Annotated in this window: 20 protein-coding genes; 19 read left to right on the top strand and 1 reads right to left on the bottom strand. The window is 32.6% G+C overall.

What is annotated here, in order from left to right; translation table 11 throughout:
* Positions 1 to 3 precede the first annotated feature (3 nt).
* The 10 genes from IPJ23_09200 to IPJ23_09155 all read left to right on the top strand — a co-directional run bounded on the left by IPJ23_09200 (position 4) and on the right by IPJ23_09155 (position 10,396).
* Positions 4 to 1,887 (top strand): DUF4954 family protein, encoded by a 1,884-nt coding sequence (locus tag IPJ23_09200; GenBank protein ID MBK7630868.1) that lies wholly within the window; start codon positions 4 to 6, stop codon positions 1,885 to 1,887.
* Positions 1,888 to 2,026: 139 nt separating this feature from the next.
* Positions 2,027 to 2,458 carry an Rrf2 family transcriptional regulator gene (locus IPJ23_09195; GenBank protein MBK7630867.1) on the top strand — a complete coding sequence of 144 codons (432 nt, stop codon included), beginning with the start codon at positions 2,027 to 2,029 and terminating at the stop codon, positions 2,456 to 2,458.
* A gap of 18 nt (positions 2,459 to 2,476) precedes the next feature.
* Positions 2,477 to 3,592 carry a 4Fe-4S binding protein gene (locus tag IPJ23_09190; protein MBK7630866.1) on the top strand — a complete coding sequence of 372 codons (1,116 nt, stop codon included), beginning with the start codon at positions 2,477 to 2,479 and terminating at the stop codon, positions 3,590 to 3,592.
* 7 nt (positions 3,593 to 3,599) lie between these two features.
* Positions 3,600 to 4,076 (top strand): hemerythrin domain-containing protein, encoded by a 477-nt coding sequence (locus IPJ23_09185; GenBank protein MBK7630865.1) that lies wholly within the window; start codon positions 3,600 to 3,602, stop codon positions 4,074 to 4,076.
* A gap of 9 nt (positions 4,077 to 4,085) precedes the next feature.
* Entirely contained in the window at positions 4,086 to 4,682 is a 597-nt protein-coding gene (gene nrfH, locus IPJ23_09180; GenBank protein MBK7630864.1) for a cytochrome c nitrite reductase small subunit, read from the top strand.
* A 20-nt stretch (positions 4,683 to 4,702) separates the two neighbouring features.
* Positions 4,703 to 6,202 carry an ammonia-forming cytochrome c nitrite reductase gene (gene nrfA, locus IPJ23_09175; GenBank protein MBK7630863.1) on the top strand — a complete coding sequence of 500 codons (1,500 nt, stop codon included), beginning with the start codon at positions 4,703 to 4,705 and terminating at the stop codon, positions 6,200 to 6,202.
* 220 nt (positions 6,203 to 6,422) lie between these two features.
* Positions 6,423 to 7,103: an outer membrane beta-barrel protein gene (locus IPJ23_09170; protein ID MBK7630862.1), complete on the top strand. Its 681-nt coding sequence runs from the start codon at positions 6,423 to 6,425 to the stop codon at positions 7,101 to 7,103.
* Positions 7,104 to 7,187: 84 nt separating this feature from the next.
* Positions 7,188 to 7,697: a hypothetical protein gene (locus tag IPJ23_09165; GenBank protein ID MBK7630861.1), complete on the top strand. Its 510-nt coding sequence runs from the start codon at positions 7,188 to 7,190 to the stop codon at positions 7,695 to 7,697.
* A gap of 128 nt (positions 7,698 to 7,825) precedes the next feature.
* Positions 7,826 to 10,033, top strand: coding sequence for a TonB-dependent receptor (locus tag IPJ23_09160; protein ID MBK7630860.1), 2,208 nt, complete (start codon positions 7,826 to 7,828; stop codon positions 10,031 to 10,033).
* A gap of 165 nt (positions 10,034 to 10,198) precedes the next feature.
* A complete protein-coding gene (locus IPJ23_09155; GenBank protein MBK7630859.1) occupies positions 10,199 to 10,396 on the top strand; it encodes a YHS domain-containing protein in 198 nt (65 codons plus the stop codon).
* A gap of 112 nt (positions 10,397 to 10,508) precedes the next feature.
* On the opposite strand, the gene folE is transcribed toward IPJ23_09155, so the two are convergent.
* Positions 10,509 to 11,186 (bottom strand): GTP cyclohydrolase I FolE, encoded by a 678-nt coding sequence (gene folE, locus IPJ23_09150; protein ID MBK7630858.1) that lies wholly within the window; start codon positions 11,184 to 11,186, stop codon positions 10,509 to 10,511.
* 212 nt (positions 11,187 to 11,398) lie between these two features.
* Here folE and IPJ23_09145 point away from each other — a divergent pair, with 212 nt between their 5' ends.
* The 9 genes from IPJ23_09145 (at position 11,399) to IPJ23_09105 (ending at position 19,946) form a co-directional block, all read left to right on the top strand.
* Positions 11,399 to 11,884 carry a tetratricopeptide repeat protein gene (locus tag IPJ23_09145; protein ID MBK7630857.1) on the top strand — a complete coding sequence of 162 codons (486 nt, stop codon included), beginning with the start codon at positions 11,399 to 11,401 and terminating at the stop codon, positions 11,882 to 11,884.
* A gap of 112 nt (positions 11,885 to 11,996) precedes the next feature.
* Positions 11,997 to 12,467, top strand: coding sequence for a PTS sugar transporter subunit IIA (locus IPJ23_09140; protein MBK7630856.1), 471 nt, complete (start codon positions 11,997 to 11,999; stop codon positions 12,465 to 12,467).
* Between the two features lie 103 nt (positions 12,468 to 12,570).
* On the top strand, positions 12,571 to 13,830 hold the full coding sequence (locus IPJ23_09135; protein ID MBK7630855.1) for a histidine--tRNA ligase: 1,260 nt from the start codon (positions 12,571 to 12,573) through the stop codon (positions 13,828 to 13,830).
* The gene (locus IPJ23_09130) at positions 13,830 to 14,354 is read left to right on the top strand and encodes a hypothetical protein (protein ID MBK7630854.1); all 525 of its coding nucleotides are present in this window, start codon (positions 13,830 to 13,832) and stop codon (positions 14,352 to 14,354) included. Before IPJ23_09135 ends, IPJ23_09130 begins: the two co-directional genes overlap by 1 nt.
* A complete protein-coding gene (gene rlmB, locus IPJ23_09125; GenBank protein ID MBK7630853.1) occupies positions 14,351 to 15,079 on the top strand; it encodes a 23S rRNA (guanosine(2251)-2'-O)-methyltransferase RlmB in 729 nt (242 codons plus the stop codon). Before IPJ23_09130 ends, rlmB begins: the two co-directional genes overlap by 4 nt.
* Positions 15,080 to 15,144: 65 nt before the next feature.
* Positions 15,145 to 15,519 (top strand): hypothetical protein, encoded by a 375-nt coding sequence (locus IPJ23_09120; GenBank protein MBK7630852.1) that lies wholly within the window; start codon positions 15,145 to 15,147, stop codon positions 15,517 to 15,519.
* Positions 15,494 to 16,102, top strand: coding sequence for a hypothetical protein (locus tag IPJ23_09115; protein ID MBK7630851.1), 609 nt, complete (start codon positions 15,494 to 15,496; stop codon positions 16,100 to 16,102). The genes IPJ23_09120 and IPJ23_09115 overlap by 26 nt, the downstream gene beginning before the upstream one ends.
* 417 nt (positions 16,103 to 16,519) lie before the next feature.
* Entirely contained in the window at positions 16,520 to 16,972 is a 453-nt protein-coding gene (locus IPJ23_09110) for a T9SS type A sorting domain-containing protein (protein ID MBK7630850.1), read from the top strand.
* A 430-nt stretch (positions 16,973 to 17,402) separates the two neighbouring features.
* The gene (locus tag IPJ23_09105; protein MBK7630849.1) at positions 17,403 to 19,946 is read left to right on the top strand and encodes a DUF4397 domain-containing protein; all 2,544 of its coding nucleotides are present in this window, start codon (positions 17,403 to 17,405) and stop codon (positions 19,944 to 19,946) included.
* The last annotated feature ends 112 nt before the right edge of the window (positions 19,947 to 20,058 follow it).

Below are 20,058 nucleotides of genomic sequence, written 5' to 3'. Positions count from 1 at the left end.
AAAATGAATTACAGAAAATTAATCAACCTTGAAATTGATCATCTTATAGCTAATGGTTGTTCAGCAGCGGATTGGAATAAAATTAATGTGTCCGAAAAATTTCAAATTGATTTAATTCAGAATGTGAATTTTGGTGGTGAAATTTTTATAGGTAATAGTTGCAGAATTCAGAATATTAAAAATCTGGCAAATTACAGAATTGAAGATAACGTACTGCTTGAAAACATTGCATCTCTAACTGTTGAAAATGAAACAACTTTTGGTAACGGGATAAAGATTAGTGTAGTAAATGAGGGTGGGGGAAGAGAGTTGATGATTTATGATAAACTTACTTCCCAAATTGCCTATTTGATGGTCACTTGCCGACACAACTCAATTCTTATTGGAAAACTTGAAGAAATTATTAAACATTATTCTGATTCACGAAAGTCATTAATAGGAAGAGTTGGTCACGGATCTTCAATAAAACATTCAGGGATATTGGAAAATGTTTGGATTGGTGATTCTGCAAAAATAGAAGGTGTTACAAGTTTAACTGAGGGTACGGTCGCAAGTAGTAAAAGTGATCCAGTTTTTATCGGCAGTGGAGTGATAGCTAAACATTTTATTATTCAGTCTGGCTCATCCATTACGGATTCTGCCCTAATAGATAATTGTTTCATTGGACAAGGTGTTAAAATTGGGAAACAGTATTCGGTAGAAAACTCGGCATTCTTCAGCAACTGCGAAGGATTTCACGGAGAAGCTGTAAGCATTTTTGCAGGACCGTTTACCGTAACACATCATAAATCGTCATTATTAATTGCTGCGATGTTTTCATTTTACAATGCCGGTAGTGGATCAAATCAAAGTAATCATATGTATAAACTTGGTCCATTGCATCAAGGCATTTTAGAACGAGGATCAAAAACGGGTTCATTTTCTTATATGCTCTGGCCCTCAAGAGTCGGGGCATTTAGTGTTGTGATTGGGAAGCACTATTCAAATTTTGATGCGAGCGAGTTTCCTTTTTCATATATCAATGAAGAAGATGGAAAAAGTATGCTTACTCCAGCTATGAATTTATTTACGGTTGGAACAAGACGTGATAGCCAGAAATGGCCAACTCGTGATAAAAGAAAAGATCCAATTAAATTTGATATTCTTCATTTTGATCTTTTGAATCCATATATCATAGGAAAAATGATTGAAGGTTCGAAAAGAATGAAAGAGCTTCTTGAGAAAGCAAACAGGGAGCAGGAATTTGTTTCTTACAAAGGATTGCATATCAAACGATTACTTTTAAAAACTTGTACTAAATATTATGAAATGGCAATAAAGATTTTTCTTGGGCAAGAATTGATTAAAAGGATATCTAATGAAATAAATAGTACAAATGATCTTAATAAAATATTAGAGTATGATAGTGAATTGTTTAGTGAAAAATGGATTGATGCTTCTGGGATGCTAATTCCACAAACTGATTATGAATTATTAATTGATAAAGTAAAGACGGGAATTTTATTTTCTGTTGATTCACTTTCTGATGAGTTTTCTAGTTTATCGGAAAGATATTCTGAGTCATCCTGGGTTTGGTGCGCAAAACTTATTGAGCAAAGATTTAATACTAAAGTAAAAGAATTAACAAAAGAACAATTAATTCAAATGATTACTGATTGGCGCGATAATAGTGTGAAACTTAATAATATGATACTTAAGGACGCAGAGAAAGAATTCGACCAGCTAAGTAAAATCGGATTTGGAATTGATGGAGATGAGCAAGTTCAGGATACAGATTTCAAAAATGTGAGAGGTACATTTGAAGAAAATAAGTTTGTAGTTGATTTAAGAAAAGAGTCTGAGGAAATTTCAGGTAAAGCAAAAGAAATAATGAATTATTTAAAATAAGCTTAATTAATTCATTTGTTCAAAAGTATTTCGTTGCAGTGTGGATTAATCACTCCAAAATATATACATAGCAAAAAATCATTTGATAATTTTAGTTTAATGAACTATCTTTAATCAGACAATTTTATCTGATTAAATTATGACAGTATTTTTTTCAAAAAAGTGTGAATACGGACTTCAGGCTATTCTTTTTATGGCAGCTCAAGAAAGTGATTGTGTTTGTCCTGCAGAAGAAATTTCAAAGCGATTATCAATTCCGAAAGAATTCATTTCTAAAATTTTACAAAGTCTAACTGAAAGTGAAATTATAGAATCAAAAAAGGGAAAGTCCGGTGGTTTTAAACTTGCAAAACATCCATCAAAAATAAAGCTAATAGACATAGTTGGTGCAATCGATGGACTGGAAAGTTTTAATTCCTGTGTGCTTGGTTTTCCAAATTGTTCACCAGAAAATCCTTGTCCAGTTCATGATCAATGGGGTGAATTGAGAACTAAAGCTTATGATATGCTTAGCTCTGAAACTATAGATAAGTTCAAAGAAAAAACTCTAAACAAAATTAATAATATTTGAAATTGACCTAGATATTTTATGACAACATTAGCTGGAAAAAGAGAAAAGAAAAAAATAATTCGAAATGATGAAAAGGGGATACAGAAAACCAGATTTATTATACAATCACTTTTTGCATTATTGTGTATCTGGATTGGAGTAGAATTTTATTTATTCAACCAATACTTAGCAACTAACGGAACCGCAGCATTTCATTCCCGTCCACCTGGAGTTGATGGATTTCTCCCGATCAGTTCATTTATGAGTTTTTATCTTTTCTTAACTACTGGAGAAATTCATTCCGCACATCCAGCAGGACTATTTATTTTTCTTGCCATCGTTTTGATGTCTTTAACATTTGGAAAATCATTCTGTAGTTGGTTTTGTCCAATTGGTTTTATATCAGAATTAGTTGGGGATTTTGGAGAAAAATTTTTCAAACGAAGATTGAAACTTCCAAAGTGGTTGGATTATCCGCTAAGAAGTTTAAAGTACTTATTGCTGGGATTTCTTGTTTACTCAGTTGTTTTTTTAATGAGTAATCTTGCACTTAAAGCATTTCTTGATAGTCCGTATAATCAGGTATCAGATGTAAAGATGTATTATTTCTTTGCAAACATTTCACAAACAGCTTTAATAGTGATTGGAGTTTTATTTGTTTTATCTATAGTGATTAGAAATTTCTGGTGCAGGTTTCTTTGTCCTTACGGTGCCTTGCTGGGAATTTTTTCTTTGCTCAGTCCTAATAAGATTCAAAGAAATGCAAAGAGCTGTATCGATTGCGGACTTTGTAATAAAGCTTGCCCATCTTTTATAAAAGTTGATAAAGTAAAAACTGTTATTTCAGATGAATGTTCTACCTGCATGAATTGTGTAGATGTTTGTCCTGTTAAAGATACACTCGAACTTAAGTCAATTTTCATAGAAAAGAAAAAAATCAGTAAAAAGTATGTGGTAATTGGAGTTGTATCTATTTTTATGATTATTACTGGAATTGCGATTATAACTGGACACTGGCAAAATAATATTACAAAAGAAGAGTATTTAAATCATTACAAGTATATGAACAGCTATGGTCATCCAACTGGTGTGAAGGAATTTAAAAAGCTAAATGAAGAAGTTGGCGCTAATAGTAAATTAGAAGGGAATAAATAGTAGCTTTATGAAACGACATCCAGCCCTAATTCCTCTTTCACAAGATCATCATCAAGGTTTACTGTTAGCTCAATTAATCAAAAAAGATGCTCCTAATTATAACGGCTTACCAAAAGATCTTATTGGTAAAATGAATTATGCTCAAGAAGTTTATACTGATGATCTTGTGCAGCACTTTAAAGATGAAGAAGAATTAGTTTTTCCTTTTCTAAAGGGGAAAAACGAAGAAGTTGATAAATTAATTTCTGAAATTCTAAATGAACATATTCTTTTGAAACAAAAAATTTTAGCTTTAGATAAAAATTCTGATTTGATTAATCAATTGGATGAAATAGGAAACTTGCTTGAGGGCCATATTAGAAAAGAAGAAAGAATATTATTTGAAAAAGCTCAATTATTATTGAATGAAGAAGAGTTAAAGATGATTGAAAAGAAATTTGATGAGAATAGACCAAACAAATCTTGCAAAAATAAAACTGAGTAATCTCTTTATATGAAAAAAGTTATAGATAAAATCAAACCACCACCACAATGGCGTTTTGGAGTTTTATTTAGTATGGGAGTATTTGTCGGTTTATTTTTTTTAGTGCTTCATTTAGGTCGTGCTACATCTTATTTGTCTGATAAACCTGAAACTTGTGTTAATTGTCATGTTATGAATTCATACTATGCAACCTGGCAGAATGGAAGCCACGTTAGAGTTACCGTTTGTAATGATTGTCATGTACCGCAAGATAATTTTATTAAAAAATATTTTTTCAAGGCTTCTGATGGTTTAAGGCATTCGTATGTTTACACATTCCGATTAGAACCTCAGGTAATTAGAATTAAAGAAGCGGGCAGAAATGCCGTGCAGCAAAATTGTATTCGATGTCATTCAAATGTGATTCATCCTATTTCCTTACGTTCAATTAGCAATCAAAAAATACAGGAGGATGGTGATGGATATTGCTGGGATTGTCATAGAGAAGTTCCTCACGGAAGAGTAAATAGTTTATCTTCAGCTCCGTTTGCAAAAGTACCTGGTTTATCCAAGCTTATTCCTGATTGGATTGAAAATATTTTAGAACAAAAAAAAATTAGATATTAATAATATTATTAGGATTTACAATGAAACCTGTAAGTGAAGTTATAAAAAATAAACCTTGGTTAGGATGGCTGTTATTTTTGGGCACGGCCGTAGTTGTTTTTTTAGTTGGTCTGTTTGCCTCATCTATTATTGAGCGAAGAGGCGAATCTTCAACTCTACAAATGGTAACTCCTATTAAAGATTGGGAACCAAGAAATGAGGTATGGGGAGAAAATTATCCACGCGAGTTTGAAACTTATTTAAAAACTCTTGACACAACTTTTGCAAGTAAACATGGCGGCTCAGTTAATAGAGATTATCTTGAAGAATATCCTGAACTTGTGATTATGTGGGCAGGTTACGCTTTTTCAAAAGAGTATAATCAAGGCAGAGGTCATGGCCATGCAATTGAAGATATTAGAAATATTTTACGAACAGGTGATAATGAAAACAGTCCAATGCCGGCAACTTGCTGGACATGTAAAAGCACAGATGTTCCAAGAGTTATGAATGAAATTGGGGTATCAAACTTCTACAAAAAGAAATGGACAGATCTTGGGAGTGAAATTGTAAATCCGATTGGCTGCCAGGACTGCCATGATCCTAAAACAATGAACTTAAGAATTACTCGCCCTGCTTTAATAGAAGCATTTCAGCGACAGGGAAAAGATATAAGCAGTTTTAGCAGGCAGGAAATGCGTTCGCTTGTTTGTGCACAGTGCCACGTTGAATATTACTTTAAGGGTAAGGAAGAAAAATATTTAACATTCCCCTGGGATAGGGGATTCAGTGCTGATTCAATGGAAGCTTATTATGATGCAATGGATTTTTCTGATTGGACTAATGGATTAAGTAGAACACCTATGTTAAAAGCTCAGCATCCAGATTATGAATTGTTTAAAACAGGAATTCATGCTATTCGTGGAGTTTCCTGTTCTGATTGTCATATGCCTTATAAAACTGAAGGTGGAGTCAAATTCACAGATCATCACATCCAATCACCATTAAATAATGTTGCAAATACCTGTCAGGTCTGCCATAGAGAAGAAACAGCTCGATTGGTTCAGGATGTTTATGACAGGCAGGATAGAATTGAGGAGTTGAGAAGAATAGCTGAGAAATCTCTCGCTGCAGCGCATATCGAAGCAAAAGTTGCATGGGATAACGGTGCAACTGAAGAGCAAATGAAACCTATTTTATTATTGATTCGTCATGCTCAATGGAGATGGGATTGGGTTGCCGCCGCAAATGCGTTAGGTTTCCATTCGCCAGTTGAAGCAATGAGGGTTCTTGGTACGTCTATAGATAAAGGCGGGGAAGCCCGCAGATTACTTGCTGCATTATTTATAAAACTTGGTGTTAAGTATCCGATTGATATGCCTGATATATCTACGAAAGAAAAGGCACAAAAATATATTGGGTTGGATATGGAAAAATTAAACAAAGCTAAACAGGAATTTCTGAGAACCACGACAGTTAAATGGGATGAAGAAGCTAAAAAACGTCAGGGATTTTTATACGATTACAAAATAAAAAATTAGTTTTACATAATTATAATTTTTAATTAGGGTGCAGAAATGCACCTCCTTTTTTTTCAAAAGACACTCAGGCTATTAATTTTCAAAAGTTTACAAAGAAATTTATTTCATAACCAATAATTTACTTGCTAACTGCTAACCATTCTAGCATAAATTAAATTGAGTTTGAAATAAAAATATGATAAGTTATTATATAGTTTTCAACTTAAACAGAGGGAGATTTATGAAAAACTTTTTTTTGCTTATCGTCTTCATCGCATTATTCAACCAATCATTTGCTCAGGATTCTTGTAAAACAAAAGACATGGATTTGAAACACGGAATTCAATTTCAGGTTACCAATATTTTTAATCTCACAAATTTTAATGGATATACTTTTTCTTATCGATATCTGATTAATAATAATTCAGGATTAAGAGTTGGTTTGTTAACTAATTTTAGCAATCAGGATGAAGATATAACGAAAAAGGTTGATACTCTCACCAATAATCCACCAACATATTCTAAATTTTATAATTTTAAAATTTCTGTTCAGTATCTTCATAGTATCTTAAGATATAATGATTTTGATTTAATTATTGGTGGTGGGCCATTCGTTTCTTTATACAACAGTGAAGGATATGATGAATATTTGGGTTCATCTTACCTGAGAAAATATACCAGTAAAATTAAAACCACAGGTTTTGGAATAGACATAATTGCAGGTGTAGAGTACAGGCTGACAACTAACATCGTATTTTCTGCGGAGTATGGATTAACATTTTCAAAAGAATCTTCCGAATTGGTGAATGAATTAAGTGAGGAATCGGGAACTACTATTCGTAATTCCAGCCAAAACGGTACTGTGGATCGAACTTTTATTCGAGGTACAAACGTAAGTCTGGGTATAACTATATTCTTTTAAAAGTAAAAAGGAATAAATCACTTGTGTTTTTAATAAAAAAGTCTATTTTAGAAGTAGAATTAATCAATTATACATATTTAGCAATTGAAAAACTTAGTCAAATATATTTTTACATCAATAGTTGTTATTATTTTACTTTTTAGCAGTTTTGGGTTTGATGTTTATAAGCATATTTGCATAGCTCATAATTTTAGTGCTGTTTCTATTTTAGGAATTCCAGAATGTGAAAAAGATCACTCTAATTCTAATGTTGTGGACGATTGCTGCAAAACAGAAGTTGAAGAAATTGTCGAGTCCGAGTGCTGTCAGTCTGTACCTATTGAAGAATCAGATCCAGTTTCTATTTCTTCAATGGATGTTAAGTGCTGTTTTACTTCATATACAAGTATAGAATTAAATGAAAATTTATTTCCACCTCTTGAAGAAAAATTAGCATCAATTGAATTTATTTCTCTAATTGTTCCTCTTGATAAAATTGAAAATCAAAAATCTGAACAGTTATTTTTTATCAACAACGATCTTCCTCCGCCATTATTTGGCAAAAAATTTCTACAATCCGTTCATCAACTTAAGTTAGAAAGACCTATCTGTTAGTTCTTCTTCTAAGGTTGTCATTCCGATAACACAACCAGAGCAATCTATAAAATTTAACAGACTCTTTTGCTCAATTAATCGATCTGAATGACTTTATATTAAATAATTTCTAACAAATTGGTATAACAATGAAATTAATTATTTATTCTCTTTTTATTCTTCTTTTCTCCTTTGCGGGAATTGCACAGAATTTAAAGGGAATTGTTTATGAACTTGATGATAAAAATGAAAAGGTTCCTCTAATCGGGACAAATGTTTTTTGGGAAGGAACACAAATTGGCACAACAACAAATTTAGATGGTGTTTTTAATTTAATGAAAATTAAATCCGATCACCTGCATCTTATTATAAGCTATATTGGGTACAAACAGGATACTCTGGAAATTCCAATTGATCAAGACAGTATAGAAATAGTGTTAGCTGTAAACAGAGAACTCAAAGAAGTTGTAGTAACCGGCACATCACTTTCAAAATTTATTGATCAATTTGATGCAAAGAATACTGAGGTGATAACATCAAAAGAACTACTGAAGGCAGCTTGTTGTAATCTTTCAGAAAGTTTTACAACTAACGCATCTGTTGATGTGCAATTTCAGGATGCGGTGACAGGTGCAAAACAAATTCAATTACTGGGTTTACCAGGATTGTATAATCAAATGTTGTTTGAAAATATTCCAACTTTAAAAGGCATTGGTGGAACATTTGGGCTGGGTTATATCCCTGGTCCGTGGATGACTTCAATCAGTGTTTCCAAGGGTGCAGCTTCGGTTGTTAATGGATATGAATCTATTACAGGGCAAATAAATCTTGAGTACAAAAAACCTGATGATCTTGAGCGATATTATTTTAATGCTTTTCAAAGTTCACATTATAAAACTGAGTTTAACGCAAACGCAGCTACTCATTTAAATGAAAACTTAAGCACTATGATTCTTGCCCACGCTGATTTTAATCTAAAAACTATTGATGATAATAATGATTCATTCAGAGATCAGCCAAATGTTAAACAGTTTAATTTTATAAATAGATGGAAGTATCAATCATTTAAAGGATATGAATCTCAATTGGGTGTGCAGTTTTTAAATGAAGAACGCAGAGGCGGACAGGTTTCTGATTTTAGTTCAAATAATTCTACAACTCCATACAACATAAATATCGATACTAAAAGATATGAAGTGTTTGCAAAAAATGGTTACGTATTTGATGATGAAGCTTACTCAAGTATCGGATTAATTTTAAATGCTCAATGGCACGATCAAAATTCATTGTTGGGATTAAGACGATACAATGGAAACCAAAAATCTTTTTATGCTAATTTACTTTTTGAAACTAAAAGTGCTGATGATATTCATTCAGTTACTATGGGCGGAAGTTTTGCTTACGATAATTATAGAGAATCATTTGATGGATTAAATTATACTCGAAATGAATCTCGACCGGGAGTTTTTGCGGAATATACTTTTGCACCATCAAATATAGTTTCTATTGTTCCGGGAATCAGATTTGATTTCCACAATCTTTATGGAACTTTCTTTACTCCAAGATTGCACGTAAAATATAATATAGACGAGAACACAATTCTAAGAGCTTCTGCCGGAAAAGGATTTAGATCAGTAAATCTTTTTGCGGAAAATTTAAATTATCTGGCAAGTTCACGTGAGTTTATTATCGTTAATATTCCATCATACGAAGAAGCTTGGAATTATGGATTGAATCTTACGAGATATATTTCTATTAATGATCGTGAATTAAGAGTTACTGCAGAATTTTACAGAACTGATTTTCTAAAGCAAACTTTGGTTGATGTTGATTCTGATATTAGACAAGTAAGATTTTATGATTTAAATGGAAAATCTTATTCCAATAATTATCAGATCGAACTAGCTTATCAGCCAATTGATAGATTTGATGTTTCTGCTGCTTTCAGATACACTGATGTAAAATCAAATTACGGAAATGAACTTTTAATTAAACCGTTATCAAGTAAATACAAAGGTTTACTAACTTTATCATATGCAGCAAAAGAAAATAGTTGGGTGTTTGATTCATCGTTTTTATTAAATGGTGATGGAAGAATTCCAAGTACAAAGCAAAATCCTGTTCAGTATCAAAGACAAGAAACGTTTCCCGCTTACTTAATTGTAAATGCTCAGATAACAAAAAAGATTGATATTGTGGATTTATATCTTGGAGTAGAAAATTTAACTAACTATAAGCAATCAAATCCTATCATTGCATCAAATGACCCTTTTGGAAATTATTTTGATGCATCAATGATTTGGGGTCCTATAGATGGAGCTAAATTTTATTTTGGATTAAGATTAAGTGTTCTTTAAATAAAAAGGAGATAAAAAATGTTAAAACAATTCATGTTCGTTTTTGCAGTTGTATTTTGTGTTAGCTTAGTAAGTTTCGCACAAGAAAAAACAGAAAAAAAATTAAAAGATCCACATCAAAAAGTGGAAGTAGATAAAGTTCAAAAACTTGATGACAATAAAGAAATGGTTTCTAAAGATCCATGGAATAAAGTCTGTCCCGTAAAAGGAAATGAAGTTGAAGCAGATTCTCCAACAGTTGAGTACAATGGAAAAGTCTACGCATTCTGTTGCCCCGGTTGCGATACAAAATTTGCAAAGAATCCTGAAATTTATGCAAAGAATTTAAGTGAAGATGGAAAGAAGTTTGTTGGTAGGAAATAGGGCATTGCTTTAATTAACAAAAGTCATCCTTAGCGAAGTGGAAGGATGACTTTTCATTAATCATTCGTCACCCTTCAGCTGCGCTCAGTGTGAGACTTATAATTTTATTTTATTATCTTTTCCCGTCATAAACATATCTTAAAAATTCTTCGCGTACATGGTGATTTAAAAATTTACCGTGATAACTAGAGGAAATTGTTGAACTGTTAACATCCTGCACACCGCGTGAGGCAACACATAAATGATCAGCTTCTATTACTACAGCAACATCTTCAGTTTTAAGCATATCCTTCAATTCGTTAGCAATTTGAACAGTTAATCTTTCCTGCACTTGCGGACGTTTAGCGAAGTACTGGACGGTTCTATTTATCTTTGATAAGCCAACAACTTTACCGCTGGAAAAATATGCAACATGTGCTTTGCCAATTATCGGAACAAAGTGGTGTTCGCAGTAAGAGTAAACAGAAATATGTTTTTCAACCAACATTTCTGTGAATTTATATTTGTTATCAAATAATGTAACGCTTGGTTTATTTTTGGGATTTAATCCGCTGAAAGTTTCTTTAACGTACATCTTTGCAACTCTTTTTGGTGTGTCTTTCAAACTATCATCTGTCAAATCTAGTCCAAGAACTTCCATAATTTCTTTAAACTTTTTCTCAATTAACTCAATCTTTAATTCATCATCTATTTCAAAAGCATCACTACGAATTGGAGTCTCAATCGAACTTAAAAAATGATTGTTATCATCATTTTCAAATTCCGCTAATCTTACCGGACCTTCTTTCATGATTTTCCTTTTAATTATTACATCAATAAAAACTAAAAAGACAAACAAATGGTTCCATTCAGGCAAATTATTTTTGGGGTAAAATATTTCAGTAAAAACTCGATAATAAAGAAACGATTTTATGATTATAATCACGCACTAAATTTCAAAATTGAATTTTTGGTATGAATTGTTTATTTATGCAAAAAGTTCAAAAAGAGTAATGAAATAAAATGGTCGATAAAGATAAAATAGAATTAGCTGTTGAGTATTTTAATAAAGCCTATCAGCTTCATATGATTGGCAATATTAAAGAGGCGATTGATGCTTACAAAAAATCAATTGATTACTATCCTACGCCTAAAGCGCATACTTTTTTAGGATGGGCATTCAGTCTAAATGGCAAGTTTGAAGAGGCAATTGACGAATGTAAAATAGCAATCGATCTAGATCCAAATTTTGGAAATCCATACAATGATATTGGATCTTATCTTATAAACCTCGAACAATTTGATGAAGCAATATATTGGTTAGAAAAAGCTATTGAAGCACCGGATTATGAGCCGCGTCATTTTCCATATTACAATCTTGGGAGAATTTATGAAAAACGCGGCGATTGGTATTCGGCGCTTAATTCTTATGCAGAATCTTTGAAGCAAAATCCAAATTATGAGCTTGCAAAGAATGCTTTCGTTCGATTAACAGCAATGATGAACTAATTATTTTATACTTCATTTGCACTTCTCATTGTAAAACTATCATTCCATTGGTAAATTGCCTTTTAGATAAAACGTATTATTTGATAACCTTATTAATTCAATTCGAGTTTAAATGAAAGTAAGTGAACTATTAAAACCAGAATTTATTATTTCTGATTTACAGGGTGAATCAAAAGAAGAGATTATTAATGAGCTGATTGATCTGTTTAAAAATGATCCCCGTGTAGAAGATATTGAAAAAGTAAGATCCGCTGTACTTGATCGTGAAAAAGTTATGTCAACAGGAGTTGGAAAAGGATTTGCGATTCCACATGGCAAAACAAATGCTGTTAAGGAAATAATTGGTGCTTTTGGAAAAATTAAAGATGGAATTGATTATGATGCACTTGATGGTAATCCTGTTCGACTAATTTTTCTGCTTGTTGGCAAGGATAATTTGATAAGCACGCACATAAAATTATTAAGCAGAATCTCACGCTTGATGAATAAAGATGATTTTAGACATAGGCTACTGGAAGCCAATAATGCCGATGAAATTGTTAAGCTATTCGGTGAAGAAGAAGAACACTTTTTAGAATTATAGTTCCGTTGTCATCCTGAGCGAAGAGGAAGGATGAACTTTCCTATTAATTATTAAATCCATCACACTTCGACTTCGCTCAGTGTGACAAACATTTAAAACATCTATGATTAAAGCAATAACCGGAACAAAAGATATTTTACCTTCTGATATTGTAAAATGGCAATATCTTGAAAAGCTACTTAGGGATACATTTCAATTATTTAACTATAAAGAAATTCGCACTCCAATATTTGAAGAGACTGCATTGTTTGCTCGCGGAATCGGGGAAGAAACTGATATTGTTAGCAAAGAGATGTACACTTTTAAAGATAGAAGTGAGACAAGTATAACTTTACGTCCGGAAAATACTGCGGGAGTTGTAAGATCATTTGTCGAGCAATCGCTAGGTGCTCAGCAATCTTTAAATAAATTGTATTATATCGGTCCGATGTTCAGACAGGAAAGACCACAAGCTGGAAGACTTAGACAATTTCATCAGTTTGGCGCTGAAGCATTGGGAAGTACGTCACCGTTACTTGATGCTGAAATGATCCAGGTTGCATATCATATCTTAAAAAATCTTGGATTAAAAAATTTAATTGTAAAAATTAATTCGCTTGGAATTCCTGAAGTAAGAGAAAATTATAAAAATGTTTTGCGTGATTATTTAAAAGATAAAAAAGATAAGTTATCAGAAGAGAGCAGAAAAAGATTTGAGACGAACATTTTAAGAATATTCGACAGCAAGATTGAAGTTGATCAGCAGATTATGAAAGATGCACCTTTATTAATCGATTATCTTGACGAACAGAGTAAAAATGATTTTGATGTCGTAAAAAAATATCTTGCTAAAGTTGGAATTTTATTTGAAATTGATCCAGCACTTGTACGCGGATTAGATTATTACACAAAAACTACTTTCGAAATTGTTAGCGGAAGTGTTGGTTCGCAAAGTGCTTTATGCGGCGGCGGAAGATACGACCTACTAGTTGAAGAACTTGGCGGCAAAGCAACTCCCGGCGTGGGTTTTGCAGCAGGAATGGAAAGAATTCTTTTAGCTTGTGAAAATGAAAAAGCATTAAATTTACAAAATGACTCTATTGATGTTTATTTAATAAGAATTGATGCAGAACTTGATCTTGAAGTCGCAAACATCGCCTCAAACTTACGAAGAGAAAAATTTAGCTGTGATTACGATTATTTAAACAGAAGTGTTAAAGCGCAAATGCGAGAAGCAAATAAATTCAATGCAAAGTTCGTTGTTTTTGTTGGCGGTGATGAATACAAACGCGGCGAATTAAATGTTAAAAATCTTTCTAATGGTGAACAACAATTAATTAAAATTGATGACCTTGATAAACTAAAATCATTACTTAAAAGTTAATGGCTCTAAAAAAACCAAAAGAAGTTCCACAAATTCCCAAAGCACGGGAAAAGAATATAGACAAACTTAAAAAAGCTACTCCCGCAAAAAAGAAAACCGAAATTGAGTTTAACTGTAAAATTTATTTTCATAAAGATGGTGTAAAGGGAAAACAACAATACAGATTTAAGTTCGAAACATTAAAGATATTCTCATTTCTCAATTATAAAATCACTGCACAAGCTCGCAAAGAAAAAAAAGTAATTGATATTAGTTTACTTGGCTTAACTGCATTGAACGATTATATGGCAAAAGTTCAACCAGCAAATGTAGAAATTGATTTTGAAGATTTGTTTGGTGAGTTTACAATTAATATTATTAAACAGGACGGAAGTATTAACAGCGCAATTGTAGATTTTAATATTTTCAAAAAAGAGATTTTGATTATAAAAGAATTTCTTCCCGATAAAAAGAATAATAGTAAATTCTGCACTTTCGAAGTTGATAAAGATAAATTCACATACTCAAAGGAATACAGCAAGTGAGTCTGATAATTGGAAGAAAACCGGTTTTAGAAGCACTTAATTCTGATGAAGAAGTTTCGCAAGTTTTTATTTTATTCGGGCAGGAAGGCGGAATAATCGAAGCGATTCGAGTTTCTGCTAAGAAAAAAGGAATAAAAGTAAACCAGGTTCCGTTTGAAAAATTCAGACAGATAACACAAAGTAAAATCGCACAAGGTGTTGCGGCATCAAAATCCGAACAAAAATATTATGATCTTTACGAGATTATTAATGAATCAAAAAAAGCTGCCTACCCGCTTCTATTAATATTAGATTCGATACAGGATACACACAATGTTGGTGCAATTTTGCGCAGTGCGGACTGCAGCGGTGTTGACGGTATTATAATTACAAAAAACAATTCGGCTCCGATAAATGAAACAGTTGTTAAAACATCTGCTGGTGCAAGCGAACATGTTAAGATTACACTAATAAATAATCTTGCGCAAACAATCGATGAACTAAAGAAAAAGGGATTCTGGATTGTTGGCTCTTATCTTGAAGGTGCTAAAGATTACACTAAAGTTGATTATAAAATTCCTATTGCTGTAATTGTTGGAAATGAAGAAAAAGGAATTAGAAAACTTACTGCAGATAAATGTGATCATCTTGTCCGCATTCCGATGAAAGGGAAAATCCAATCACTTAATGTTTCTGTTGCAACTGGTGTACTCCTTTTCGAAATACTAAGACAAAGAAATATTTAGTCTGTTACTTCTTTCCTTTCTATTAAACCATTTCTTAAGTTTAAAAGACTCTTTTGGGAGGTTTTATGAGAAAGTTAGTTCAAGTTCTTTTAGTTATTAGTTTAATCACTTCCATATTTCCGCAACAATTTCATTCCTTAGATGGAATTGAAAGCCCTGATGCACAAACTATTTTATTATATAGATTTGGTTCTGATCAATATATATACAATCCTGTTTATAAGTTTAATGTTCAGAGCAGTTATGAAAAACAGATAATTGATGCGCATTCAATTATCTATCCCGTTGGTGCTGATATTAAATCAGTTGCAGATTTTGAGTTTTTCCCTGGTGATACTTCAAACTTTATAAATGTTGGGGATCTAATTTATGTTGATTATGGATCATATATTGCGAGAATTGATTCTTTAGTTTTTGGATTTTATCAGTCCTTTTTATAGAATTGATATTTCAAAGCAAAATCCATTAAAAGTCTTTGTCTTTGATGGTGGTGGAGAAATAAGAAGCTGGGATGGAGGTTACACTTTTCCATTAGATTCAATTCCTGCTGTTGTGAACTTTATCCCGATTGCATTAGCAGATTTTGATGATGAAGTAATGTTTGGATTTGATGAAAATAGTAATTTTTGCAGGAATGGAGAATTATCAGATACAGCACTAGTTATCTTTGATCAATATTCAAAGTTATTATACGATGTCAATCAGTTCCATGTTTATAGAGTTAACAAAACTTATGGCGGCTATTCGTTCAATGTTTCAAACAATAAGGGTAGTTTTTTTACATGGACAAAAACATTTTACAGCCAAAATAAAATCTATATTGCAATCGATTCAACACAATCGGGAGTTGTTTACTTAGCCGATGGAAGAAGAATTTATAAATCACTTAACAACGGATATACTTTTACAGAATACAAAGCATTACCAAGTAAATTAATTGGTATATACAAAAAACCAAACTCTGAGATTATTTATGCTGCCTCTAGAACAGAATATTTAAAATTACTGTTGATTCGATTATAATTATTAAATCACTTCCATTTTCTAGAGAAGAATTTGGATGGTATCCTTTTGCCAGTGGTAAACATTGGGCTTATGATCAATCTGGTATGAATACTGGGGAGGAGTCGATTATTAATTTGCGGGTACTAGCTATATGGAAATAGTTAAAGATACTTTGATAAATAATAAAAAGTATTTTGTTGTTAATGAAAATGATATCAATTACTGGTTTTTCCTTCTAAAATGTTTTTACGTGTGGACTCTTTAACCGGTTTTATTTATCGCTACTGGGAAGAACTAAATGGTGAATATATCTTTCATAACTTAAATGCCGAAGTTGGTGATGCAATTTTTCATCCAACTTATCCGGAAAACCCTTTTTATACTCTTGAAGAGGAGTACCCAACTAATTATTTAGGCATTGATACATATGAGAGAATGTATTCGGAAAATTTACCTTGTAGTTGTTTTCACACATTAGTAAAAGGATTTGGATTATCAAGAACCTATTTTAATGAATTTGGGGGAAGTGAGAGCATACTTAAAGGCTGTGTTATAAATGGTATTCTTTATGGCGACACCACAAATGTTGTGGATGTAGATCCTGATCCAAATCCAATTCCCACTAAAGATATACTTGAACAAAACTATCCAAACCCATTTAACCCAAGTACAAAAATCTATTTTAGCATTCCTAACAATGCTAATGTAAGTTTAAAGGTATATGACATACTTGGGACCGAGGTTGCAAAGCTGATTTTTAATGAACAAAAAGCTGCGGGCAGATATGAAGTAAAATTTGATGCCTCAAGACTGGCAAGCGGAACATATATTTATAAACTCCAAGCTGGAGATTTTATTCAAACAAAGAAAATGATGTTGCTGAAGTAATTTTTGATTACTATTAAAATAAACCCCTGCTAACTAAATCTGGCAGGGGAATGTAAACTAAAATTTAAGCAGACAAATGCCACAACCAGAAATAATATAACTGACAGAACCAGATCTATTTTTACTGCACTTAAATTTTTCTCATCGTATTTTCTTTTCGTATGGTTCATCACATTTCTGTTTATTAATTATTTATAGTTAAAACATTTTATTCAAATTTTAGTTCCAATAGCTCCTCCTTTATCGTTAATAGCGCGAATTTATTTTTATTAAAGGCCTGTAATAATATTTATTGGCAAATAAAAATTCGAGCCATGTAATACAATTACTATCCTAAAAAATCCGATTAATTTTTTACTATTTATTGGAACTTTTGTGGTTGTGCTTCTGTTAAGACCTATAATCAATAACCAATAAAAGGAGATCAAAAATGAAAAAATTCTTTCTTACCATGTTAATTCTAGCTGGTTTTATATCAGCAAATGCTCAAACAGCACGATTACAAGTTATTCACAATGCCGCAGATCCTGCTGCTAATCAAGTAGATGTTTATTTAAATGGTAACTTGGCGCTTGATAATTTTGAATTTAGGACGGCAACACCATTTATTGATGTTCCCGCTAATGAGACTATTAACATTGGTATTGCACCTCCGAATAGCACTTCGGCAGCTGATACAATTAAAAATTTTGAAGTTACTTTTAGTCCAAACAAAACATACATAGCTGTTGCAAATGGAGTTTTAGATCCAACTCAATTTGCTGCTAATCCTGATAACAAGCCTATTTCATTTACATTATTTGCAAAAGATGGAATTAGAGAACAAGGTCTTGCTAATTGGTTAGTGGATTTTGTTACCGTTCACGGCGCAACTGATGCCCCAACAGTTGATATCTGGGTTAAGAATCCTTCGAATTCCCCATCATTAAATGTAAGTAACGCAAATCTATCAAATTCTGAAGAAGAAATAGAAGTTGATGGCGCTGACTTCTGGGGAAAAAGAAAACTGATCAATAATTTAACTTATTCTGAGATTTATAAATACAAAAGTTTAAGAGCTAAAGAATATACTTTAGAAGTAACACCAGGCAATAATGGTAATGTTGTAGTTGCTTCTTTTGATGTTAATTTAAATGGTCTTGGTGGTAAATCTGCTGTAGTATTTGCTTCCGGATTTTTAGATCCTTCATCAAATCAAAATGGCGCGCCATTCGGATTATTTGCAGCTCTTCCTAATGGAACAGTAGTTGAATTCCCGCAAATACTTCCTACTGCAAAACTTCAGGTTATTCATAACGCTGCAGATCCTTTGGCAAATGAAGTCGATGTATATGTAAATGGAGATCTTTTATTAGACAACTTTGCTTTTAGAACTGCAACGCCCTTTGTAACAGTTCCTGCAGAAGTTACGTTAAATATTGGAATTGCACCTGCAAATAGTACATCTGTAAGTGATACGATAAAAAATATTCCAGTTGTTTTGCAAAATGGTAAAACATATGTAGCAGTTGCTAATGGAGTTGTAGGTTCAGGATTCTTACCAAACCCAGACGGAAGAAGTATAGCTTTTACACTTTTTGCAAAAGATGGAATAAAAGAATCTGGTAAGTATAATAACAAAGTTGATTTTGTTGTCTTACATGGCTCAACAGACGCCCCTGCTGTGGATGTGATAGCAAGAAATGTTGGTAAACTTGTTGAGGACGCTGCTTATGGCGACTTTACAGATTACATCAGAGTTCCAGCTTCATCATATTTATTGGATATTACACCTGCAAATGATAATAACACAATAGTTGCAACATTCGAAGCAAACCTGACTGGTCTTGGTGGCGGTGCTGCAGTTGTATTTGCATCCGGATTCCTGGATCCTTCTGGAAATCAAAATGGTGCTCCATTTGGATTGTTTGCTGCATTACCAACGGGAGATGTTATCGAGCTACCACCTTACACAGCTCCTACTACAGCAAGATTGCAGATAATTCATAATGCTGCTGATCCAATCGCAAGTGAAGTAGATGTTTATGTTAATGGAGGTTTGTTACTTGATAATTTTGCTTTCAGAACTGCTACTCCATATGTTGATGTTCCTGCAGGAGTTTCGCTAAATATCGGGGTTGCACCCGGTAATAGTACTTCCGCTGCTGATACTATTAAAAACTTTGCTGTTACTTTTGAAGGCGGCAAGACATATGTGGCTTTAGCTAATGGCGTGGTAAATCCAAGCGGATTTGCCCCAAATCCAAATGGAAGAGATATATCATTTACTCTATTTGCAAAAGCTGACGCGCGTGAAGAAGCTAACAGTAATAGTAAAGTAGATTTGTTTGCTGTTCACGGTTCAACCGATGCCCCTGCTGTAAATATCCGTTCTTTATTCGGTTTAAGTCTTTCTAATATATCTTATGGTGACGTTAGTAATTATGTAAGCCTTCCTGCTAGTAGAAACTGGGTAATAATTTATACAACAAATCCTTTTCAGTTAGTAGGTGTTTATAATGCAGACCTAAGAACTCTTGGTGGAAATTCTGCTGTAGTTTTTGCATCAGGATTTTTAAATCCTTCTGCAAATCAAAACGGTGAACCATTCGGAATATTTGTAGCTTTGGCAAATGGTGCTGTCGTTCAGCTTCCAAAAATACTTGGTAAAGAAGCTGATGATTATATGAATAAAATTTTGGGTGAGACAGGTGAGATTGCTGAAGTTAGTGAATATAACTTGGATCAAAATTATCCTAATCCTTTCAATCCAAGTACAAGAATTGCTTTCAGCATTCCTAATAATGCAAATGTAACCTTAAAAGTTTATGATATACTTGGGACTGAGGTTGCAGAGCTGATTTCAAATGAACAAAGAGCCGCAGGAAAATATGAAATAAACTTTGATGCTTCCAGACTGGCAAGCGGAACATATATTTATAAACTACAGGCTGGTGATTTTGTTCAAACAAAGAAAATGATTCTATTGAAATAATTTGATTAACATTCCTTAATAAAAACCCTGATACCTTTGTATCAGGGTTTTTTCTTTGCATTTAAAGTAGAAAATAAATATTGAGATCAATCAGTTTTTGCAGGGATTCTAT

The organism is Ignavibacteriales bacterium, assembly GCA_016709765.1.
In the GTDB taxonomy this organism is placed as follows: Bacteria; Bacteroidota; Ignavibacteria; order Ignavibacteriales; family Ignavibacteriaceae; genus IGN3.
Note: the sequence above shows the minus strand (reverse complement) of the source record. Positions and strands in the feature narration are given on the sequence as shown.

What these genes read in the sequence shown, in the direction of transcription:
- IPJ23_09200 (MBK7630868.1), top strand. Translation starts at nt 4, where the DNA reads ATGAATTACAGAAAATTAATCAACCTTGAAATTGATCATCTTATAGCT.
- IPJ23_09195 (MBK7630867.1), top strand. Translation starts at nt 2,027, where the DNA reads ATGACAGTATTTTTTTCAAAAAAGTGTGAATACGGACTTCAGGCTATT.
- IPJ23_09190 (MBK7630866.1), top strand. Translation starts at nt 2,477, where the DNA reads ATGACAACATTAGCTGGAAAAAGAGAAAAGAAAAAAATAATTCGAAAT.
- IPJ23_09185 (MBK7630865.1), top strand. Translation starts at nt 3,600, where the DNA reads ATGAAACGACATCCAGCCCTAATTCCTCTTTCACAAGATCATCATCAA.
- nrfH (MBK7630864.1), top strand. Translation starts at nt 4,086, where the DNA reads ATGAAAAAAGTTATAGATAAAATCAAACCACCACCACAATGGCGTTTT.
- nrfA (MBK7630863.1), top strand. Translation starts at nt 4,703, where the DNA reads ATGAAACCTGTAAGTGAAGTTATAAAAAATAAACCTTGGTTAGGATGG.
- IPJ23_09170 (MBK7630862.1), top strand. Translation starts at nt 6,423, where the DNA reads ATGAAAAACTTTTTTTTGCTTATCGTCTTCATCGCATTATTCAACCAA.
- IPJ23_09160 (MBK7630860.1), top strand. Translation starts at nt 7,826, where the DNA reads ATGAAATTAATTATTTATTCTCTTTTTATTCTTCTTTTCTCCTTTGCG.
- IPJ23_09155 (MBK7630859.1), top strand. Translation starts at nt 10,199, where the DNA reads ATGGTTTCTAAAGATCCATGGAATAAAGTCTGTCCCGTAAAAGGAAAT.
- folE (MBK7630858.1), bottom strand. Translation starts at nt 11,186, where the DNA reads ATGAAAGAAGGTCCGGTAAGATTAGCGGAATTTGAAAATGATGATAAC.
- IPJ23_09145 (MBK7630857.1), top strand. Translation starts at nt 11,399, where the DNA reads ATGGTCGATAAAGATAAAATAGAATTAGCTGTTGAGTATTTTAATAAA.
- IPJ23_09140 (MBK7630856.1), top strand. Translation starts at nt 11,997, where the DNA reads ATGAAAGTAAGTGAACTATTAAAACCAGAATTTATTATTTCTGATTTA.
- IPJ23_09135 (MBK7630855.1), top strand. Translation starts at nt 12,571, where the DNA reads ATGATTAAAGCAATAACCGGAACAAAAGATATTTTACCTTCTGATATT.
- IPJ23_09130 (MBK7630854.1), top strand. Translation starts at nt 13,830, where the DNA reads ATGGCTCTAAAAAAACCAAAAGAAGTTCCACAAATTCCCAAAGCACGG.
- IPJ23_09120 (MBK7630852.1), top strand. Translation starts at nt 15,145, where the DNA reads ATGAGAAAGTTAGTTCAAGTTCTTTTAGTTATTAGTTTAATCACTTCC.
- IPJ23_09110 (MBK7630850.1), top strand. Translation starts at nt 16,520, where the DNA reads ATGTATTCGGAAAATTTACCTTGTAGTTGTTTTCACACATTAGTAAAA.
- IPJ23_09105 (MBK7630849.1), top strand. Translation starts at nt 17,403, where the DNA reads ATGAAAAAATTCTTTCTTACCATGTTAATTCTAGCTGGTTTTATATCA.